Annotated in this window: 17 protein-coding genes; 4 read left to right on the plus strand and 13 right to left on the minus strand. The window is 67.3% G+C overall.

The annotated features are described in order from the left end of the window. The first annotated feature begins 91 nt into the window (after positions 1-91). The 4 genes from AAW51_RS05240 to AAW51_RS05255 all read left to right on the plus strand — a co-directional run bounded on the left by AAW51_RS05240 (position 92) and on the right by AAW51_RS05255 (position 5,628). Positions 92-3,004 carry a ribonucleoside-diphosphate reductase subunit alpha gene (locus tag AAW51_RS05240; RefSeq protein ID WP_047193753.1) on the plus strand — a complete coding sequence of 971 codons (2,913 nt, stop codon included), beginning with the start codon at positions 92-94 and terminating at the stop codon, positions 3,002-3,004. Between the two features lie 253 nt (positions 3,005-3,257). Then, positions 3,258-4,493 carry a ribonucleotide-diphosphate reductase subunit beta gene (locus AAW51_RS05245; RefSeq protein WP_047197445.1) on the plus strand — a complete coding sequence of 412 codons (1,236 nt, stop codon included), beginning with the start codon at positions 3,258-3,260 and terminating at the stop codon, positions 4,491-4,493. A gap of 240 nt (positions 4,494-4,733) precedes the next feature. After that, positions 4,734-5,231 (plus strand): histone H1-like DNA-binding protein, encoded by a 498-nt coding sequence (locus AAW51_RS05250; RefSeq protein WP_047193754.1) that lies wholly within the window; start codon positions 4,734-4,736, stop codon positions 5,229-5,231. A 79-nt stretch (positions 5,232-5,310) separates the two neighbouring features. Beyond that, a complete protein-coding gene (locus tag AAW51_RS05255; protein WP_047193755.1) occupies positions 5,311-5,628 on the plus strand; it encodes a DUF167 domain-containing protein in 318 nt (105 codons plus the stop codon). Positions 5,629-5,936: 308 nt separating this feature from the next. Here AAW51_RS05255 and AAW51_RS05260 read toward each other — a convergent pair whose 3' ends face one another. The 13 genes from AAW51_RS05260 to AAW51_RS05320 form a co-directional block, all read right to left on the minus strand. Then, the gene (locus AAW51_RS05260) at positions 5,937-6,845 is read right to left on the minus strand and encodes a carbohydrate kinase family protein (RefSeq protein WP_047193756.1); all 909 of its coding nucleotides are present in this window, start codon (positions 6,843-6,845) and stop codon (positions 5,937-5,939) included. A gap of 35 nt (positions 6,846-6,880) precedes the next feature. Then, the gene (locus AAW51_RS30620) at positions 6,881-8,083 is read right to left on the minus strand and encodes a zinc-ribbon and DUF3426 domain-containing protein (RefSeq protein WP_047193757.1); all 1,203 of its coding nucleotides are present in this window, start codon (positions 8,081-8,083) and stop codon (positions 6,881-6,883) included. Between the two features lie 37 nt (positions 8,084-8,120). Beyond that, positions 8,121-9,026 carry a 50S ribosomal protein L11 methyltransferase gene (gene prmA, locus AAW51_RS05270; protein WP_047193758.1) on the minus strand — a complete coding sequence of 302 codons (906 nt, stop codon included), beginning with the start codon at positions 9,024-9,026 and terminating at the stop codon, positions 8,121-8,123. Between the two features lie 15 nt (positions 9,027-9,041). Next, a complete protein-coding gene (gene accC, locus AAW51_RS05275) occupies positions 9,042-10,391 on the minus strand; it encodes an acetyl-CoA carboxylase biotin carboxylase subunit (protein ID WP_047193759.1) in 1,350 nt (449 codons plus the stop codon). Between the two features lie 138 nt (positions 10,392-10,529). After that, positions 10,530-11,000, minus strand: a complete 471-nt coding sequence (gene accB / locus AAW51_RS05280; protein WP_047193760.1) for an acetyl-CoA carboxylase biotin carboxyl carrier protein — start codon at positions 10,998-11,000, stop codon at positions 10,530-10,532. Between the two features lie 103 nt (positions 11,001-11,103). After that, complete coding sequence (gene aroQ / locus AAW51_RS05285; RefSeq protein ID WP_047193761.1) at positions 11,104-11,553, minus strand: type II 3-dehydroquinate dehydratase; 450 nt, start codon at positions 11,551-11,553, stop codon at positions 11,104-11,106. Between the two features lie 112 nt (positions 11,554-11,665). Then, positions 11,666-12,178, minus strand: coding sequence for a TlpA family protein disulfide reductase (locus AAW51_RS05290; RefSeq protein ID WP_047193762.1), 513 nt, complete (start codon positions 12,176-12,178; stop codon positions 11,666-11,668). Further along, a complete protein-coding gene (locus AAW51_RS05295; RefSeq protein ID WP_047193763.1) occupies positions 12,175-12,786 on the minus strand; it encodes a hypothetical protein in 612 nt (203 codons plus the stop codon). The genes AAW51_RS05290 and AAW51_RS05295 overlap by 4 nt, the downstream gene beginning before the upstream one ends. A gap of 107 nt (positions 12,787-12,893) precedes the next feature. Beyond that, positions 12,894-13,670, minus strand: a complete 777-nt coding sequence (locus AAW51_RS05300; RefSeq protein WP_047193764.1) for a transglycosylase domain-containing protein — start codon at positions 13,668-13,670, stop codon at positions 12,894-12,896. Positions 13,671-13,680: 10 nt separating this feature from the next. Next, a complete protein-coding gene (gene aroE, locus AAW51_RS05305) occupies positions 13,681-14,511 on the minus strand; it encodes a shikimate dehydrogenase (RefSeq protein WP_047193765.1) in 831 nt (276 codons plus the stop codon). A gap of 5 nt (positions 14,512-14,516) precedes the next feature. Next, positions 14,517-15,365, minus strand: coding sequence for an energy transducer TonB (locus tag AAW51_RS05310; protein ID WP_047193766.1), 849 nt, complete (start codon positions 15,363-15,365; stop codon positions 14,517-14,519). A gap of 6 nt (positions 15,366-15,371) precedes the next feature. After that, positions 15,372-17,432: a ribonuclease catalytic domain-containing protein gene (locus AAW51_RS05315; protein WP_047193767.1), complete on the minus strand. Its 2,061-nt coding sequence runs from the start codon at positions 17,430-17,432 to the stop codon at positions 15,372-15,374. Positions 17,433-17,479: 47 nt separating this feature from the next. Continuing rightward, positions 17,480-18,070, minus strand: a complete 591-nt coding sequence (locus AAW51_RS05320; RefSeq protein ID WP_047193768.1) for a YqiA/YcfP family alpha/beta fold hydrolase — start codon at positions 18,068-18,070, stop codon at positions 17,480-17,482. Between the last annotated feature and the right edge of the window lie 154 nt (positions 18,071-18,224).

Here is an 18,224-nt window from a genome sequence, read left to right on the forward strand (position 1 = left end):
ATACGGCCCTCGAACGCACCGCCGGCGTCCATCGCCCGCGTCGCGTCTCGACGTTCCCGCCATCGTTTGAGTCAGTACAGAAGGGGTATTCATGCAGACCATCACCACCAGCGCCGATCCACAGCTTGCAACCCATACCGCCGGCAGCCCCCGTCCTGCGACGGCGGGCGCGAGTGCCTACGCGGGCTATCAGATCATTCGTCGCAATGGCGCGGTGGTGTCCTTCGAACCCAACAAGATCGCCGTCGCACTGATGAAGGCGTTTCTGGCGGTGCACGGCACGCAAGGTGCTGCGTCGGCGAGCGTGCGCGAAACCGTCGACGGCCTGACCGAAGCGGTGGTGCGCGCCTTGCTACGCTCCCGCCCGGGTGGTGGCACCTTCCATATTGAAGATGTTCAAGACCACGTCGAGCTGGCGCTGATGCGCGGTGGCCACCACGAGATCGCGCGTGCCTACGTGCTGTACCGGGAGCGTCGGTCGCAGGAGCGCGCGAAGCAGGGCGAGCAGCAGCGCGCGGTCGCTGCCGAGCCCACGCTGACCGTGCTCGACAACGGCCACCGCGTGCCGCTCGACATCGCCCGTCTGCAGGCCCTGATCGAATCGGCCTGTGCCGAGCTCGGCGCCGACGTCAAGCCCGACCCGATCTTTTCCGAGACCAAGCGCAACCTCTACGACGGCGTGCCGATGGAAGAGGTGCACAAGGCGTCCATCCTGGCCGCCCGCACGCTGATCGAGAAAGACCCGGGCTATACCCATGCCACCGCACGTCTGCTGCTGCACACGATCCGCAAGGAGATCCTCGGCGAGGAGGTGATGCACGCCGAGATGCACCAGCGTTACGCGGAGTATTTCCCCACTTTTGTGAAGCAGGGCGTCGACGCCGAACTGCTCGACGAGAAGCTGCTGCAGTTCGACCTGAAGAAGCTCGGCGGCGCGCTCAAGGCCGACCGCGACCTGCAGTTCGACTACCTCGGCCTGCAGACGCTGTACGACCGCTACTTCCTGCACATCGACGGCCACCGCATCGAGCTGCCGCAGGCATTTTTCATGCGCGTCGCGATGGGCCTGGCGCTCAACGAGATCGACCGTGAAGCCCGCGCGATCGAGTTCTATGAAGTGCTGTCGAGCTTCGATTTCATGTCGAGCACGCCGACGCTGTTCAATGCCGGCACCCGCCGCTCGCAGCTGTCGAGCTGCTACCTGACCACCGTGCCCGACGACCTCGACGGCATCTACGAGGCCATCAAGGAAAACGCGCTGCTGTCGAAGTTCGCCGGCGGCCTGGGCAACGACTGGACCCGTGTGCGCGCGCTGGGCTCGCACATCAAGGGCACCAACGGCAAGAGCCAGGGTGTGGTGCCGTTCCTGAAGGTGGTCAACGACACCGCGGTGGCGGTCAACCAGGGCGGCAAGCGCAAGGGCGCGGTGTGCGCCTATCTGGAAAGCTGGCACCTCGACGTCGAGGAGTTCCTGGAGCTGCGCAAGAACACCGGTGACGACCGCCGGCGCACCCACGACATGAACACGGCCAACTGGATCCCCGACCTGTTCATGCGCCGCGTGATGGAAAACGGCGAGTGGACGCTGTTCTCGCCCGCCACCTGCCCGGACCTGCACGACAAGTTCGGCCGCGACTTCGAAGCCGCCTATACCCGCTACGAAGAGAAGGTCGCGCGCGGCGAGCTGAAGCTGTTCAAGAAGGTGCGCGCGGTCGACCTGTGGCGCCGCATGCTGTCGATGCTGTTCGAAACCGGCCACCCCTGGATCACCTTCAAGGACGCCTGCAACGTGCGCTCGCCCCAGCAGCACGTGGGCGTGGTGCACTCGTCCAACCTGTGCACCGAGATCACGCTGAACACCAACGACCAAGAGATCGCGGTGTGCAACCTCGGCTCGGTGAACCTGGCGCGCCATCTGAAGGACGGCGGCGTCGACCACGAGAAGCTGAAGAAGACGGTGGCGACGGCGATGCGCATGCTCGACAACGTCATCGACATCAACTATTACGCGGTCAAGAAGGCGCGCGACTCCAACATGCGCCACCGCCCGGTGGGCCTCGGCGTGATGGCCTTCCAGGACAGCCTCTACCAACTGCGCATCCCCTACGCCAGCCAGGAGGCGGTCGAGTTCGCCGACCGCTCGATGGAAGCGCTGTGCTACTACGCCTACTGGGCCTCGACCGAGCTGGCTGCCGAGCGCGGCCGCTACTCGAGCTACAAGGGGTCGCTGTGGGACCGCGGCATCCTGCCGATCGACTCGCTCGACCTGCTCGCCGAGCAGCGTGGCGGGTACGTCGAGGTCGACCGCAGCAAGACGATGGACTGGGACGCGCTGCGCGAGCGCATCGGCCAGTACGGCATGCGCAATTCCAACTGCGTCGCGATCGCGCCGACCGCCACGATTTCCAACATCGTCGGCGTCGACGCGTCGATCGAGCCCTGCTTCGGCAACCTGTCGGTCAAGTCCAACCTGTCGGGCGAGTTCACGGTCATCAACGAGTACCTGGTGCGTGACCTGAAGCGCCTGGGGCTGTGGGACGACGTGATGGTGATGGACCTGAAGCACTTCGACGGTTCGCTGCGCCGCATCGACCGCGTGCCCGAGGAGCTGAAGCGGCTCTACTCGACCGCGTTCGAGGTCGAGCCGGTGTGGCTGGTCGAGGCCGCCGCGCGCCGCCAGAAGTGGATCGACCAGGCCCAGTCGCTCAACATCTACATGGCCGGTGCCTCGGGCAAGAAGCTCGACGAAACCTACAAGCTGGCGTGGACGCGCGGCCTGAAGACCACCTACTACCTGCGCACCGTCGGCGCGACGCACGCCGAGAAATCGACCGTCAAGGCGGGGCAGCTGAACTCGGTGCCGACGCAAGGCGGCGGTGGCCTGTCGGCCCTCGACACCGCGGCTGCTGCAGCCCACTCGCAAGTGGCCGCGGCGAGCAGCGAGCCCGCGACCGACGTGAAGTTCTGCGCGATCGACGACCCGACTTGCGAGGCCTGCCAATGAGCTGCTGATGGGTCAGGGCCGCGGGGGCAACCCTGCGGCCCATGCACCTGCGATGCCACCGAGAGTGCATGCAACGCAGGTCACCGACTCATCCGAGCGCTCGACGACAAGCACGGGTCGTCATGCACATCGTGGCTCGACACACAGCACTCGAAGCGATGCACGACCGCAACAGGTTCGTCGCTCGAATGTCAAGAAGTGCTTGGTGTTTGAACACAACACTCTCATAATTCACCGCTACAGGATGTCCACCATGTTGGTCTGGGAAGAAGAAGTCACTCCCTCGAGAAATCAGTCGACGAGCACCGCGCAAAATCTTTCCAGTGCAGCGCGGGCCATGCCCCCGTCACCCCAACATTCGGTGTCCTCTCCCATCCCCTCCCTCTCTACCGGTGTTGCCACCCACATCGGCAACAGCACCTCCACGGCGCATGTCCCGGCAGCGGCCAGCTCGGTGCAGTCCACCAGCGTGCGGCGCGTCAACGTCGCCGACAAGCGCATCATCAACGGCCAGACCGACGTCAACCAGCTGGTGCCGTTCAAGTACAAGTGGGCGTGGGAGAAGTACCTCGCCACGTGCGCCAACCACTGGATGCCGCAAGAGGTGAACATGTCGCGCGACATCGCGACCTGGAAGGACCCCAACGGCCTGACCGAAGACGAGCGCCGCATCATCAAGCGCAACCTCGGCTTCTTCGTCACCGCCGACTCGCTCGCCGCCAACAACATCGTGCTGGGCACCTACCGGCACGTGACCGCTCCCGAGTGCCGCCAGTTCCTGCTGCGCCAGGCCTTCGAAGAGGCGATCCACACGCACGCCTACCAGTACATCGTCGAGTCGCTCGGGCTGGACGAGAGCGAGATCTTCAACGCCTACCATGAGGTGGCGTCGATCCGGGACAAGGACGAGTTCCTGATCCCGTTCATCGACCAGATCATGGACCCGCACTTCCACACCGGCACGCCCGAAAACGACCAGAAGCTGCTGAAGTCGTTGATCGTTTTTGCATGCCTGATGGAAGGCCTGTTCTTCTACGTCGGCTTCACGCAGATCCTCGCGCTCGGCCGGCAGAACAAGATGACCGGGGCGGCCGAGCAGTACCAGTACATCCTCCGTGACGAGTCGATGCACTGCAACTTCGGTATCGACCTGATCAACCAGATCAAGCTCGAGAACCCGCACCTGTGGACGCCCGAGCTCCGGGCCGAGATCAAGGGCCTGTTCCTGAAGGCGGTCGAGCTGGAGTACCGCTATGCCGAGGACACCATGCCTCGCGGCGTGCTCGGCCTGAATGCTTCGATGTTCAAGGGCTATCTGCGCTACATCGCGAATCGGCGCGCAACGCAGATCGGCCTCGAGGAGCTCTTCCCGAACGAGGAAAACCCGTTCCCGTGGATGAGCGAAATGATCGACCTGAAGAAAGAGCGCAATTTCTTCGAGACGCGCGTCATCGAGTACCAGTCCGGTGGCGCGCTCTCTTGGGATTGAAGCCCGGGCACGAACGCTGCTCTCCAGGTCATGATGAAGAGATCAAGATTCGCAGTCAGTGAACAGCGGACTCCGGCTGCCGCCAAGCGGCAGTCGCTGGGCCCCAAGAAGCCGCAGGCACTGGCTGCCACCCCATTCACCGTACCAGGGCGTCTCTCCAAGACAGTCCAACGGGCGGTGAATCGCTGCGCTGTATCGAGCGGCGCAGTGCTCTTTGCAACTTGATCAAGGAGAATCGATATGGCAACTGCAAAGAAAGCCGCCGCGAAGAAGGCGGCTCCCGCGAAGAAAGCTGCTGCGAAGAAGGCAGCGCCGGCCAAGAAGGCGGCACCGGCGAAGAAGGCCGCACCCGCCAAGAAGGCGGCCGTGAAGAAGGTGGCAGCCAAGAAGGCAGCACCGGCCAAGAAGGTTGCTGCGAAGAAGGCAGCGCCGGCCAAGAAGGCGGCACCGGCCAAGAAGGTTGCAGCGAAGAAGGCCGCACCGGCCAAGAAGGCTGCCGCCAAGAAGGCTGCGCCGGCCAAGAAGGCCGCCAGCAAGACGACGGCCAAGAAGGCTGTCGCCAAGAAGCCGGCTGCGAAGAAGGCTGCTGCCAAGAAAGCCGCGAAGAAGCCTGCTGCGAAGAAGGCGGCTGCTGCCGCACCTGCTGCTGCGCCTGCTGCGAAACCGGCGGCTCCCGCCGCGAAGACGACTCTCAGCCCGCAGGCGGCTTGGCCTTTCCCGACGGGCGCGAAGCCCTGAGTCGCCTTCGAGGCTGTACTCCAAGCCCGGCCTCGGCCGGGTTTTTTCTTTTGGGCCACGGCCCCGTCAAGAGCGTGTGATGGACCCCGTCCTGCCTGCCTATCTGCGCCGCTCGCGCCGCGGCCTGGAGATCGACGTCAGCGTGGTGCCCAATGCGAGCCGCACCCAATGTGTCGGGCTGCACGACGGCGCCTTGAGGGTCCGGCTGCAGGCTCCGCCGGTGGACGGCAAGGCCAACGAAGCGCTGCTGCGCTGGGTCGCCGAGCGCCTGGGCCTGCCGCGGGGCCAGGTCGAACTGCTGAGGGGGCAGACGAGCCGGCGCAAGACAGTGCTGGCCTGCTGCCCCGATGACGAGGCGCTGGCCAACGCGATGCAGCGGCTCGCACCCGAGGGGTAGTGGTGCCTTGTCGGCGCGCCGTGGGTCCACACGGGCCTGCGGCGACGTGGCGGTGTGGACGTGGCGGTCGGTGTGGCGGTCGGCGTGGCTGGGGGGCGGCACTTTTGGCCCGAGCACCCCCTCGAAGCCCTCGCTCTATTTATATATATACATATATAGAGAAGGGCGTGGGCCCGCGGTCGCGCGCGGCCATCGGCGGTGACGATCCGCCGGCGTGATGGATCAGCGGCAGCGGGCTCCACGTGATCGATCGGCGATCGATCGCGGGCGCGCGGCAGGGACAGCAGGCGGCGCCGCCGGCACCCCCATCAGGTCAGGCCCAGTGCGGCGAGGTCCAGCGTGTGGTTCTGCGGCCCGTTGCTCGCGATCTTGATTGCCCCGACCCGGTTGCCCAGCTCGGCGCAACGTGCCAGGTCCCAGCCTCGTTCCAGACCATAGAGCAGCGCCCCGCGGAAGGCGTCGCCGCAGCCGGTGGGATCGACCACCGAAGTGGCCGGCACGCCCGGCACACGCTGCGACTGGCCCTGCGTCCACACGTCGCAGCCTTCGGCCCCCAGCGTCACGATGATGCCCTTCAGATGCGAGCGCGACAGCTCTTGCAGGCTCTGGCCGGTGCGCTCGCACAGCAGCTTGCCTTCGTAGTCGTTGACGGTGACCCAGGTGGCGAGCGAGACGAAGCGGCGCAGCTCGTCGCCGTTGAACATCGGCAGCCCCTGGCCAGGGTCGAAGATGAAGGGGATGCGCGCATCCGCGAGTTGCTCGGCGTGCTGCAGCATCGCATCGCGCCCGTCGGGCGCGACGATGGCGACCTGGATGTCGGGCCGGGGCTGTACCAGTGTCTCGTGCGCGTACTGCATCGCGCCGGGGTGGAAGGCGGTGATCTGGTTGTTTTCGGCGTCGGTCATGATGATGGCCTGGGCCGTGTAGGTGTGGCTGACGGTGCGCACGAACTCGGTCGACAGGCCCAGGCCGCGCAGCCGTTCCAGGTAGTCGTGCCCGTCGGCCCCGAGCGCGGCCATCACCAGCGGCTCGCCGCCGAGCAGCTTCAGCGTGTAGGCGATGTTGCCCGCACAGCCCCCGAACTCGCGCCGCAAGGTGGGCACCAGGAACGACACGTTCAGGATGTGGATCTGCTCCGGCAGGATCTGCTCCCGGAAGCGGCCGTGGAAGGCGGTGATGGTGTCGAATGCGAGCGAACCGCAGATCAAAGCCGACATGGATGCTCCTTGGGGCAGTGGTTGTTGCCCGTGCGTCAGGGGTAGAAGGCTTCGACCGTGAACCCGGCGACGCGATGCCCCGGGGTCGAGAGGTCGAGCGTGAGCGTGACTTCGGCCCCGGCGTCGATGCTGTCGCCGACGCCGAAGTCGCGCGGAGCCAAGGCGCGGCGGGCGACGAGGTCGCCGTTGCCGTCGCTGAGGGTGAGGTCGATGTGAGGCAGTGCCAGCGCCACCGGTCCACGGTTGCGCAGCAGCACGCTGAGGCGGTAGGCGTCGGGGCCGCTACCGCGGGCCAGGCTGCTGCTGTCGACCACCACGTCGTCGATGCGGCGCAGCGGTCCGACCGTGCAACCGGCGACACGGCACAACTGCACCAGCGTCGGCCGCAGGGCCGGGCGGTACACCGCCAGCCAGTCGCGCCACTGCAGCGCGATTTGCAGCACCAGCGTGAGGCCGAGCAGCAGCGCAAACAGCGACAGCCCGAGGCGCATGCGCGGGGACTGCCAATGCGCCTCGCGTTCGGCTTTGCGCAGGAACTCGGGTGCGTTCGGGTCCTCCGGCGGGCGTCGCGCGGCAGCCGCCTTTTTGGATCGGGCCGGCTTGTGCGACTTCTTCCGCGCGTTGCCGAGGGTCTTGGGCTGCCAGGCGGGGGCGCCGGCAGCCACCGCTTCCGACTCGAGCTCGAGCGCTTCGTGCGTGCTGTCGAAGCGGGCGTCCGCAAAGCCATCGTCGAGGTCGCCGGGTTGCACCGAGCCATAGGTGCTGCGGTCGAGGAAGCTGGAGTCGAGCACCTCGTAGGCGGTCGGTGCGACGTTGTCGTCGATCTCGGCGGCGATCTCGGCCGGCGACGGTGCGTTGCGCGCGAATGCGGCTGCGGCTGCAGCGGCTGCCGCGACCGGGGCGGTTGGGGCGGTCGGGCCGGGCGGGGGCGGCAGGGGGGCCGGCGCCGTCGGCGGCGCCTCCTGTGCGATCTCGAGCGGCTCCGGCACCACGGACGGGGGCGGTTCGCTGAGGGTGCTCTGGAAGGCCGGGTACTCGCTGTCGACCGCCTCCGGCCGCCCGGGCAGCGGCATCGGCTGCGACGGCGTGCCTTCACGATCGAGGTCGAACAGCCCCTCGATGGCGTTGAAGACTTCGTTGCAGCGGCCACAGCGGACCCAACCCTCGGACACCTTGAGCTGGTCTTGCACCACCCGGAAGGTGGTGTTGCAGGCGGGGCAGCGGGTGGCCAGGCTCATCGCGCGAATGATGCCATCAGCATGGGCACCGCCCGCGTCACACCGTGTCGCCCAGGCGTGCCGTCATCAGGATCCAGCCGTCCTCGCGGTCGCTCACCTCGAGCCGGCACATCGCGGCATAGGCCTGCTGCAATTCCTCGGCCTGCCGCTCGAGGATGCCGGCCAGCACCAGATGTCCTGCGGGCGCGACGTGGCCGGTCAGGAGCGGCGCGAGCAGCTTCAGCGGCGACGCCAGGATGTTGGCCAGCACCAGCGGATAGCGGCCGGTGGCCCGGTCGGGCAGCCCGGCGTTCAGTTGCACGCCGTTGGCCGCGGCGTTGGCAAGCGTGGACTCGACCGCAGCCGGGTCGATGTCGACCGCATCGATGTCGCGGGCCCCGTGCAGCGCGGCGCCGATGGCCAGGATGCCCGAGCCGCAGCCGTAGTCGAGCACCCGCTGCCATTGCGCCTGCGTGCTGGCCGGCTGGCGCGCGATCCAGCGCAAGCACATCCGGGTGGTCGGATGGGTGCCGGTGCCGAAGGCGAGGCCGGGGTCGAGGCGGATCACGCGGGTCGCCTGCGCGGGCGGCTGGTGCCAGCTCGGCACGATCCAGAACTCGGGCGTGATCTCGACCGGCGCGAACTGCGATTGTGTCAATCGCACCCAGTCCTGCTCTTCGACGGCCTGGATGGCCACCACGTGGACGTCGCCCGCCCACTCCTGCGCGAGCAGCAGCGTGGCGGCTTCGGTGGCGGCGGGTTCGTCGGGGAACAAGGCCTTCAGCGTCGAGCGGTCCCAACCGCCGCGTGGTGCCGGCATGCCGGGCTCGCCGAACAGTGCATGTTCGGCCTCGGTGTCCGCATCGGCGTCCTCCACCGACACCGACAAGGCTTCCAGCTCCATCAAGGCGTCGGAGACGGTGTCGACATCGGCCTCGCGGGCCAGCAGGACGAGTTCGAACATGACGGCGGGCTCCGGTCAGCGCTTGTGCTGGCTCATCCAGCCTTCCAGATAGTGGATGCTGGTGCCACCCTCGACAAACTTGGCGTCGACCACCAGTTCGCGGTGCAACGGGATGTTGGTCAGGATGCCCTCGACCAGCGTCTCTGACAGTGCGATGCTCATGCGCGCCAGCGCCTGTTCCCGCGTGTCGCCGTGCACGATGATCTTGCCGATCATCGAGTCGTAGTTGGGCGGCACGAAGTAGTTGGTGTAGACGTGCGAATCGACGCGCACGCCGGGGCCGCCCGGCGCGTGCCACATCGTGATGCGGCCCGGCGAGGGCGTGAACTTGTACGGGTCCTCGGCGTTGATGCGGCACTCGATGGCGTGGCCCTTCATCGTGATGTGGCGCTGTGCGAACGGCAGCTTCTCGCCGGCCGCCACACGGATCTGCATCTGCACGATGTCGATGCCGGTCACCAGCTCCGTCACCGGGTGTTCGACCTGCACCCGGGTGTTCATCTCGATGAAATAAAACTCGCCGTTTTCGTACAGGAACTCGAAGGTGCCGGCACCGCGGTAGCCGATCTTCTTGCAGGCGTCCGCACAGCGTGCGCCGATGCGTTCGATGATGCGCCTGGGAATGCCCGGCGCCGGCGCTTCCTCGATGATCTTCTGGTGGCGGCGCTGCATCGAGCAGTCGCGCTCGCCCAGGTAGACCGCATTGCGGTGCTGGTCGGCCAGCACCTGGATCTCGACGTGGCGCGGGTTCTCGAGGAACTTCTCCATGTAGACCGACGGATTGCCGAAGGCCGCCCCGGCCTCGGCGCGCGTGGTCTGCACCGCGTGGATCAGCGCGGCCTCGGTGTGCACCACCCGCATGCCGCGGCCACCGCCGCCGCCGGCGGCCTTGATGATGACCGGGTAGCCGACGGCGCGCGCGATCTTGATGATCTCTTTCGGGTCCTCCGGCAGGGCGCCTTCGGAGCCCGGCACGCAGGGCACGCCGGCCTTGATCATCGCGTTCTTGGCCGACACCTTGTCGCCCATCAGTCGGATCGATTCGGGCGACGGGCCGATGAAGGCGAAGCCGCTCTTCTCGACACGCTCGGCGAAGTCGGCGTTTTCCGACAGGAAGCCGTAGCCGGGGTGGATCGCCTCGGCGTCGGTCACCTCGGCGGCCGAGATGATGGCCGGCATGTTGAGGTAGCTCTGTGCCGACGGCGCGGGGCCGATGCACACCGCTTCGTCGGCCAGCTTCACATACTTGGCGTCGCGGTCGGCCTCGGAATAGACCACCACGGATTTGATGCCCATCTCACGGCAGGCGCGCTGGATGCGCAGCGCGATCTCGCCCCGGTTGGCTATGAGTATCTTTTTAAACATCGTGCTCGGCTCGATCGCCGCGCGCAGGGCGCGCGGCGCATTTCGCGGTGGCCAGCGGGCGCGCGTCGTCGCGCATCCGGGCCTCGTGTCGCCGCCGCGGGTGGCAGCGACGGGAGGTCGTGACGGCTGGGAACGATCTCACTCGATCACGAACAGCGGCTGCCCGTACTCCACCGCCTGCCCGTTCTCGCACAGGATCTTGGTGACCGTGCCCGACTTGTCGGCTTCGATCTCGTTCATGATCTTCATCGCTTCGATGATGCAGATGGCCTCGCCTTCCTTGACCTGCTGGCCGAGCTCCGCGAAGGGCTTGGCGCCCGGGCTGGAGGCACGGTAGAAAGTGCCGACCATCGGCGACTTGACCACATGGCCGCTGAATTCCGCCGGCGCGGGTGCAGGCGCCGCAGCGGCACCGGCGACAGCCGGAGCGGGCGCCGGCGCGGGCTGCACTGGCGCCTGCGCCACCGGCGCGGCGGCCACTGGGCCGGCCGCAGCGTGGCCATCCGACTTCACGATGCGCACCTTGCCGTCGGCTTCGGTGATCTCCAGCTCCGAGATGTTCGACTCGGACACCAGGTCGATCAGTGTTTTCAGCTTGCGTAGGTCCATGGTGCTCTCCAACGCGGCGCAGGCCGCTGTTTTTCAGGTGGAACACGTCCCGAGGGCCGGTTCCTCTTTCTTTATGTGTGTCTACGGCGGGAAGTGGACGGGATTATCCTTGGCCCGGTGGGGCCAGGCGCTCGAGCGCGTAGAGCAGCGCCAGCCGGTAGCCGGTGGCCCCCAGGCCGCAGATCACGCCGTCGGCAAGTTCCGAGAAATAGGAGTGGCGGCGAAAGTCCTCACGCTTGTGAACGTTGGACAAATGCACCTCGACGAAGGGCAGCGCCACCGCCGCCAGGGCGTCCCGCAACGCCACGCTGGTATGCGTGTAGCCGCCCGGGTTGATGACGATGTAGCGGGTGCCATCGTCGCGCGCGGCTTGCACGCGGTCGATCAGGGCGCCTTCGTGATTGCTCTGGAAGCTGTTCAGCTTGACGCCTCGATCTGCAGCGATCTTCATCAGATCTGCATCGATTTCTGCCAGCGTGGTCGAACCATAGACCTCCGGCTCGCGGGTGCCGAGCAGGTTGAGGTTCGGGCCATGCAGGACAAGAATGGTCATCGGCGTTGAGGGTTGAACGGCACCCTCGAATTGAGAAGCCGTGACTTTACGCGCAAATCGGAGCAAATGTCGAGAAATTGTTTCCGGACCGTCGCGCTGGCGTGGCGCCCGGTCAACTCCCTCTTGCCCAGCCGGCCAACTCGTCGTAATGGGTCTCGCCGAGCTTGCGGTGGGCCACGTCGCCGTCCACGCCGAAGGCAACCGTGAAGGGCAAGCCCCCTTGGGCGTTGCCCAGCGAGCGCGACCAGGTCACGCCGGCGTACCCGGCGATCGCCACCGGAAAACTCACCTGCACACGCCGCGCCAGAAACTCGCGTACCTGCGGGGCGTTGTCAACCGCCATGCCGACGACCTGCCACCCGCGGGCGCGGAATTCGCGGAAGAAGCGGTCGACTTGCGGCATCTCGCGCACGCAGGGGGCGCACCAGGTGGCCCAAAAGTTGAGCAGCAGCGGGCCGCCCCGGTAGTCGGCGAGCGACAGAAACTCGCCCTCGGGTGTCTCGAAGCGCGCGTCCCACAGACCGTCGTGGGGTTGCGCCCGCCCCGCCAGCTGCCACCACGCGAGCCCGGCCCCGGCGGCCGCCGCGGCCGCGCCTGCGCTCACCAGCAGAGCCCGGCGTTTCACGGCGTTTCCTCGAGCAAGGCGCGCACGGCCGCCGTGCTGCCGCGCTCGGCGCGCCCGCGTGCGTCGGCCTTGACCGCGCCGCGCAGGTCATCGCGGTCGTAGATCACCAGGTGCACCAACACGCGCATGCCCAGTTCGGGGCTCGCCTCCGACATCGTCAGCACATCGACCGTGTCGCCGCGGAAGCCGACCACGCTGCCGGCGTCGTAGTCGACCCGCTTGCCGATCAGCAGGATCTCGGCCGATTTCGGGTCGTCGCAGAAGAGGTTGAGCCAGACGTCGTTGAGCCGCGTCGCGGTGCCGTTCCACACCGCACCGGTCAGATGGGGCTGGAACTCGGCCAGGCGCTCCATCCAGCGCAAGGCGATCCGCCGCAGCGCCGCCAGCTCGCCCGGCTGCGTGTCGCCGCAAAAGATCTCGATGTATGCGCGCACTTCTTCCTCGACCAGCTCATTGCTGGGCAGGTCCAGGTTGCCGAGGCCGCGCTTGTTGAGGACTTTGACAGCCTTGCGCTTGGCCGGGCCGTACTCCATGCCTTCCTCGACGATCAGCCGGGCGGCGGTGGCGGCAATCTCGGACGCGAGCGCGGAAGCGGAGTTGGAGGCCATGAGGGTAAAAGGAAGCAGAGGGCCCGTCGGGCCCGAACAGGCCATTCTAGGAGTGCCGGGACCGCCTTGCGGCGCAGCCCGCCCTGGAGCGCTGCCGGCGCAAGGGCTCAGGGCAGCTGCACGGCGCGCATGCGGGCGAGCACGGTGGCGGCGCGTCCGCGCACGTAGGCCGAGCCGGGCCGCTTCTCGAAGCGTTTCGGCGCCGGCAACATCACCGCGAGCCGCGCCGCCTGGGCCGGCGACAGCTCCGCCGCGCCGATCCTGAAATAGTGCCGCGCCGCTGCCTCGGCGCCGAACACACCCTCGCCCCACTCGACGTGGTTGAGGTAGATCTCGAGGATGCGCTGCTTGCCGAGCAATGCTTCGAGCATGAAAGTGATCACGAACTCCTGCCCCTTGCGCAGAAAACTGCGGTCGGACGACAGAAACAGGTTCTTGGCCAACTGCTGGGTGATGGTGGAGCCGCCCACCACACGCGCCTGCCGCATCTTCACCGGCCGGTCGGGCGTGCGCGCGGCGCGCTGCAAAAGCCGTTGGTTGTACTTGTCGGCGCGCTCCTGCGCCTTCAGGTTGCGCTCCCACGCCTTCTCGAGCGCCTCCCACTCGACCCCTTCATGGTCGGCGAAGCCGGCATCTTCGGAGGCGATCACCGCGCGTTTCAGGTGGTCCGAGATCTGGTCGTAGTCGCGCCATTCCTGGCGCCACGGCAGCCGGTGCTGCACCTTCATGATGCGCCAGGCTTCCGAGCGTTCGAAGGTGGTCGACTGCGGGTCGACCACCGCCATCAAGGCGACGCGCGCCAGGAAGTAGAGCTGCAGCGCGATCGCCGACAGCAGACACAACGTCAGCCAGCGGCCGACCAGACGGAGCAAACGCTTTCCCATCGCGGGCCGCTCAGACCTCGCCACGCCGCAGCGCGGCCAGCACTTCGGTGGTCTCGGGGCGCACGCCGCGCCACAGCGCGAAGGCGTCGGCCGCCTGTTCAACCAGCATGCCCAGCCCATCGCGCCCGCTGGCACCGTGTTCGGCCGCCCACTCGAGGAAACCGGCGGCCGCCGGGCCATACATCATGTCGTAGGCGAGTGCGCCGGGGCCGAGCACGCGCCCCGCCACCGGCACGCCGCCGCCTTGCAGGCTGCTCGCGGTCGCGTTCAGCACCAGTGCGTAGCCGCTGCCGCAGTCCTCGAGCCCACTCGCCTGCAGCGTCACGTCGCGTTCGGCCGCCCAGGCGGCATGGGTTTGCACCAGCGCCTGCGCCTTGTGCAGCGTGCGGTTGGCGACCACGACACGGCGCGGCCGCAGGTCGATCAGCGGTGCCAACACGCCGGCGGCCGCGCCGCCCGCGCCGATCAGCAGCAGGTCGCGCCCCGCCAGGTCGACGCCGGCGTTGTGCCGCAGGTCGGCCACCAGGCCGCTGCCGTCGGTGTTGTCGGCGAACCAGCCGCCCTGCGGCTCGAAACACAACACGTTGGCCGCCTGCGCCAGACGTGCGCGTTCGCTGACCCGGTGGGCCGCGCGGCAGGCCTCGAACTTGAACGGCACTGTCACGTTGCAACCCTTGGCACCGCTGGCCGCGAAGGCGCGCAGCGTGGTCTCGAAGCGGTCGAGGGGCACCAGCAAGCGCTCGTAGGTCAGCGCCTGGCCGGTCTGTGCCGCGAAGCGGGCGTGGATGTCGGGCGACTTGCTGTGTTCGACCGGATTCCCGGCCACGGCATAGCGGTCCATCGTGTTCAGTTGGTGGTCAGCGTGGTCTCGAGCGCAGCGTCACGCGTGAAACGAAAGCGCGACACGACGACGATCTGGTCGGCCTTGGCGCGCATCGCTGGCGAGAAGGCGCCGAACGGGCCGGCGGCCTCGACGATCGCGATCGCCCGTCGGTCGAGCACCGGCGAGTCGGAGTGCTGCACGATCTCGGTGTCGACCACCTGGCCGTGGGCGTCCACGGTCACGATCATCGTCAACTCGCCATACAGCTTCTTGCCCTGGTGTTCCGGGAAATTGCGTGTGCCGCGGTCTTCGATCTTGCGACGCAGCTGGTCGTAATAGATCGCGTAGACCTCTTCACGCGTGCTGGGGCTGATGTAGCGGCGCTTGGGGCGCGCGTTTTCTTCGTTGATGCGCTTTTCGATCTCGGCCAGCATGCGCAGCAGCTGACGGCGGCGCTCTTCCTGGGCTTTGTGCTCGGGCGTGCCCTGGTCCCGTTGCGGGTCGGGCGGCGGCAGGGCGGCCAGCTCGCGCTTGAGCTGTGTCAGCAGCCGGTTCTGCTGCTCCTGCAAGGCCTCGACCTGCTTGCGCGCGTCTTCCATCGCATCGCCGGTGGCGGTCAACGCGGACGGCGGCAGGGGCGACGTGGCGCGGCCTTTTTCGGCCTCGCCGCCGCCGGCCAGATTGGCCTGCGCGATCGCCTGCGCCTTCACCGGGGCCTCGTTCGACCGGGCATTGACCAGCACCACCTCGAGCGGTGTGTCCTCGAACATCCGGTTGAAGCCCTCCGGGTCGACGAAGCGAGCCGTCAGCAACACGGCATGCACGCTGATCGAAATCGCCAGCGCGATCTGCAGGGTGGAGAACTTCTTCATCAAGGGTCAGGCAGCCGAGGGGGGGGTGTTGTCGCCGGCGGTATTGTCGCCTTGTTGCGCGTCGCCGTCGTTCACGTCGATGGCCAGCGCCAGCGGGCCGGCGGCGGGTTCCAGCTCTTCGGTTTCATCCTCGGCCGCCGGCGCCGCGGCGGCGCTGGTGTCGTCGAGGCGTTCGATGACGCTGGCGTAGACGTCCAGCGTCAGCTCGTCGACCGAGGCGATGCGCACCTTGACACGGGCACCGCGTGCCAGCTTTTCGGCGCCCACAGCACGGAACACCAGCGGCAGCGTCTCGGCGCGCACCAGCCCCTCCTTGAGCACCGCGGCGGTGAGTTCGGTGACGCTGTTCTGCTCCAGGTAGCGCAAGGTCCAGTAGCGCTCGATGCCCGACTGGAAGTCGTTGTAGGCCGTATAGGCAGCATCGAAGCCCGAGATCACAGAGAACAGCTCGGCGTCCTTGGGCTTGAAGGGCGCCACCAACGCGGCCGTACGGCCATGGCGTGCGCAAGCGATGATCTGCCACTGGTTGACCAGGTCGACATAACGCCGCAACGGCGAGGTGGCCCAGGTGTATTGCTTCACGCCCATGCCGGCATGCGGCATCGGCTTGGTGCTCATGCGCACCTTGACCCCCGGCAGCAAACTGGCCTGGCCGCGGTAGATGCCCGGCACGCCCATCTCCGCGATCCAGCCGCCCCAGGTGCTGTTGGCGAGGATCATCGCCTCGGCGACGATCAGGTCGAGCGGCTCGCCGCGCTTGCGCACGCCGATCAGCACGGTCTCGTGGCCGCTCGGCTCCTGGTCGTCGTTGCCGACCAGCTTGAAGCTGTAGTCGGGCCGGGTGAACACCTCGGGCTTGCCGCGCACCACTTCGCGCTGCGCCTTCAGATGCTTGGCCAGGCGGTAGGCAAACCGCAGCTCGTCTGCGAACGGGAAGGCCGCGTCGGCCTCGCCGGCCAGCGCCGCTTCGGTGACGATGCCGTCGAGCTTGTCGTGCCGCAGGTTGGCAGCGATCGGCACCCGCTCGAGCCGCGTCTCGCTCGCCTTGATCTCGAGCGTGGCCTCGTCCATCGTCACGTAGAGCGAAACCGCCGGGCATTCGCGGCCTTCTTGCAGCGTGTAGGCCTGCACCACCTCGTCCGGCAACATGGTGATCTTGTAGCCGGGCATGTAGACGGTGGAGTAGCGCGAGCGGGCCAGCTGGTCGAGCGGCGTGCCGGGCGTGATGGCGAGGCCAGGTGCGGCAATGTGGATGCCGAACACGATGGTGCCCGAGCCCAAGCCTTGTACCGACAGCGCGTCGTCGATTTCGGTCGTCGCCGAGTCGTCGATGCTGAAGGCCGACACCGTGGCGAGCGGCAGCTCGTCCTTGACCGGCGGGGCGCTGAACGCCGGGAAGGCGTAACCCTTGGGGAAGTGCTCGAACAAAAAGCGCCGCCAGTGGAACTGGTAGGGGCTGTCGATCGCGCCGGCCTTGGTCAACAGATCCAGCGGCGCGGTCTGCGACTGCTTGGCGGCTTCGACCACCGCCTTGTACTCGAGCGCGTTCTTGTCGGGCTTGAACAGGATGCGGTAGAGCTGCTCGCGGATCGGCGGCGGGCACTGGCCGTCCACCAGTTCACCGGCCCAGGCTTCGATCTGGGCCTGCTGCTGCTTTTTGCGCTCGATGCCCAGCAAGGCGGCCTTGACGATCTCTTCGGGCGCCTTCTTGAAGCGGCCCTTGCCGACGCGCCGGAAATAGTGCGGTGCCTCGAACAGCCGCACCAAGGTGGCGACCTGGTGCACCACGCCGGCCTTGGCGTCGAAATAGTCGCGGGCGATGTCGGCGAAGCCGAATTCCTCGGCCGGCGCGAACTCCCACGCCAGGTCGAGGTCGATCTCGGCGGCCAACGGTTGGGCCTGCGCCAGCAGCTGGGCCGGCTGCGGCTGCTCGAATTTCAGCAGCACGTTGGCGGTTTTGACTTTGACGCGCTTGCCGGAATCCAGCTCGATCTGCACCGAACTGTCGGTCTCGGACATCACGCGGCCGGCGAGAAATTTTCCGGCTTCTTCGAAGAGGGCGAACATGCCCGGATTGTCGCCGGAGTTCGGGTGGGGCGGTCGCCGCCGCCGCGTCAGACGATCCGGAGGAAGCGCAACACCGTGTCCAGATGGGACGGAAAGTCCGACAGCGCGTGGTCGCCGCCTTCCAGCACCTGCAGCTGCGCCCCTTGGTAGCGGGCCGCCATCTCGCGCCAGTCGAGCACTTCGTCGCCTTTGGCGATCAGCGCGAAATAGCGATCGAGCCGGGTCAGGCGCGCCGGCGTCAAGACCTGCAATTCCTTCACATATTCCGGTTTGAAGTAGAAGCGCTCGCTGCTGTGCCAGGCTTGCTGCTCGCCGATGTGGCGGGTGAGATCACGGGCCGGATCGACGGCCGGATTCAACAGCACGGCCGGGCAGCCGAGCCGCTCGGCCAGCACGGTCGCGTAGAAGCCGCCGAGCGAGCTGCCGACGATGGCCGTGCCCTCGATGGGCCAGCCGACCAGCCCGGCGAGCAGCTCGTCGATGGCCTGGGCCGGCGAGGGCGGCAATTGGGGGCACCACCAGTGCAGCGGCTGGCCCTGGACTTGCAAGCTGTGCACACGCTCGGCCATCAGACGTGCCTTGGTCGACAAGGGCGACGAGCGGAAGCCGTGCAGATAGAGCAAATGGGTGGTGGTCAAAGTGCGCAATGAGGGTTGACGAGGGCCCCCGAAGTAGGGGGAAACGAGGGGGCCCCGCGGATCGGGGGAACAAAGGGGGGAAAGCGGCAGTCTAGCGGGCTTGCGGATCGTGTCGTACCGCACGGGGTCGCGAGGCAAGCGAGAGTAGGGGGTC

The organism is Caldimonas brevitalea (assembly GCF_001017435.1).
Lineage (GTDB): Bacteria > Pseudomonadota > Gammaproteobacteria > Burkholderiales > Burkholderiaceae_C > Caldimonas > Caldimonas brevitalea.

Coding starts and splice junctions, on each gene's coding strand:
- AAW51_RS05240 (WP_047193753.1), top strand. CDS start 92: ATGCAGACCATCACCACCAGCGCCGATCCACAGCTTGCAACCCATACC.
- AAW51_RS05245 (WP_047197445.1), top strand. CDS start 3,258: ATGTTGGTCTGGGAAGAAGAAGTCACTCCCTCGAGAAATCAGTCGACG.
- AAW51_RS05250 (WP_047193754.1), top strand. CDS start 4,734: ATGGCAACTGCAAAGAAAGCCGCCGCGAAGAAGGCGGCTCCCGCGAAG.
- AAW51_RS05255 (WP_047193755.1), top strand. CDS start 5,311: ATGGACCCCGTCCTGCCTGCCTATCTGCGCCGCTCGCGCCGCGGCCTG.
- AAW51_RS05260 (WP_047193756.1), bottom strand. CDS start 6,845: ATGTCGGCTTTGATCTGCGGTTCGCTCGCATTCGACACCATCACCGCC.
- AAW51_RS30620 (WP_047193757.1), bottom strand. CDS start 8,083: ATGAGCCTGGCCACCCGCTGCCCCGCCTGCAACACCACCTTCCGGGTG.
- prmA (WP_047193758.1), bottom strand. CDS start 9,026: ATGTTCGAACTCGTCCTGCTGGCCCGCGAGGCCGATGTCGACACCGTC.
- accC (WP_047193759.1), bottom strand. CDS start 10,391: ATGTTTAAAAAGATACTCATAGCCAACCGGGGCGAGATCGCGCTGCGC.
- accB (WP_047193760.1), bottom strand. CDS start 11,000: ATGGACCTACGCAAGCTGAAAACACTGATCGACCTGGTGTCCGAGTCG.
- aroQ (WP_047193761.1), bottom strand. CDS start 11,553: ATGACCATTCTTGTCCTGCATGGCCCGAACCTCAACCTGCTCGGCACC.
- AAW51_RS05295 (WP_047193763.1), bottom strand. CDS start 12,786: ATGGCCTCCAACTCCGCTTCCGCGCTCGCGTCCGAGATTGCCGCCACC.
- AAW51_RS05300 (WP_047193764.1), bottom strand. CDS start 13,670: ATGGGAAAGCGTTTGCTCCGTCTGGTCGGCCGCTGGCTGACGTTGTGT.
- aroE (WP_047193765.1), bottom strand. CDS start 14,511: ATGGACCGCTATGCCGTGGCCGGGAATCCGGTCGAACACAGCAAGTCG.
- AAW51_RS05310 (WP_047193766.1), bottom strand. CDS start 15,365: ATGAAGAAGTTCTCCACCCTGCAGATCGCGCTGGCGATTTCGATCAGC.
- AAW51_RS05315 (WP_047193767.1), bottom strand. CDS start 17,432: ATGTTCGCCCTCTTCGAAGAAGCCGGAAAATTTCTCGCCGGCCGCGTG.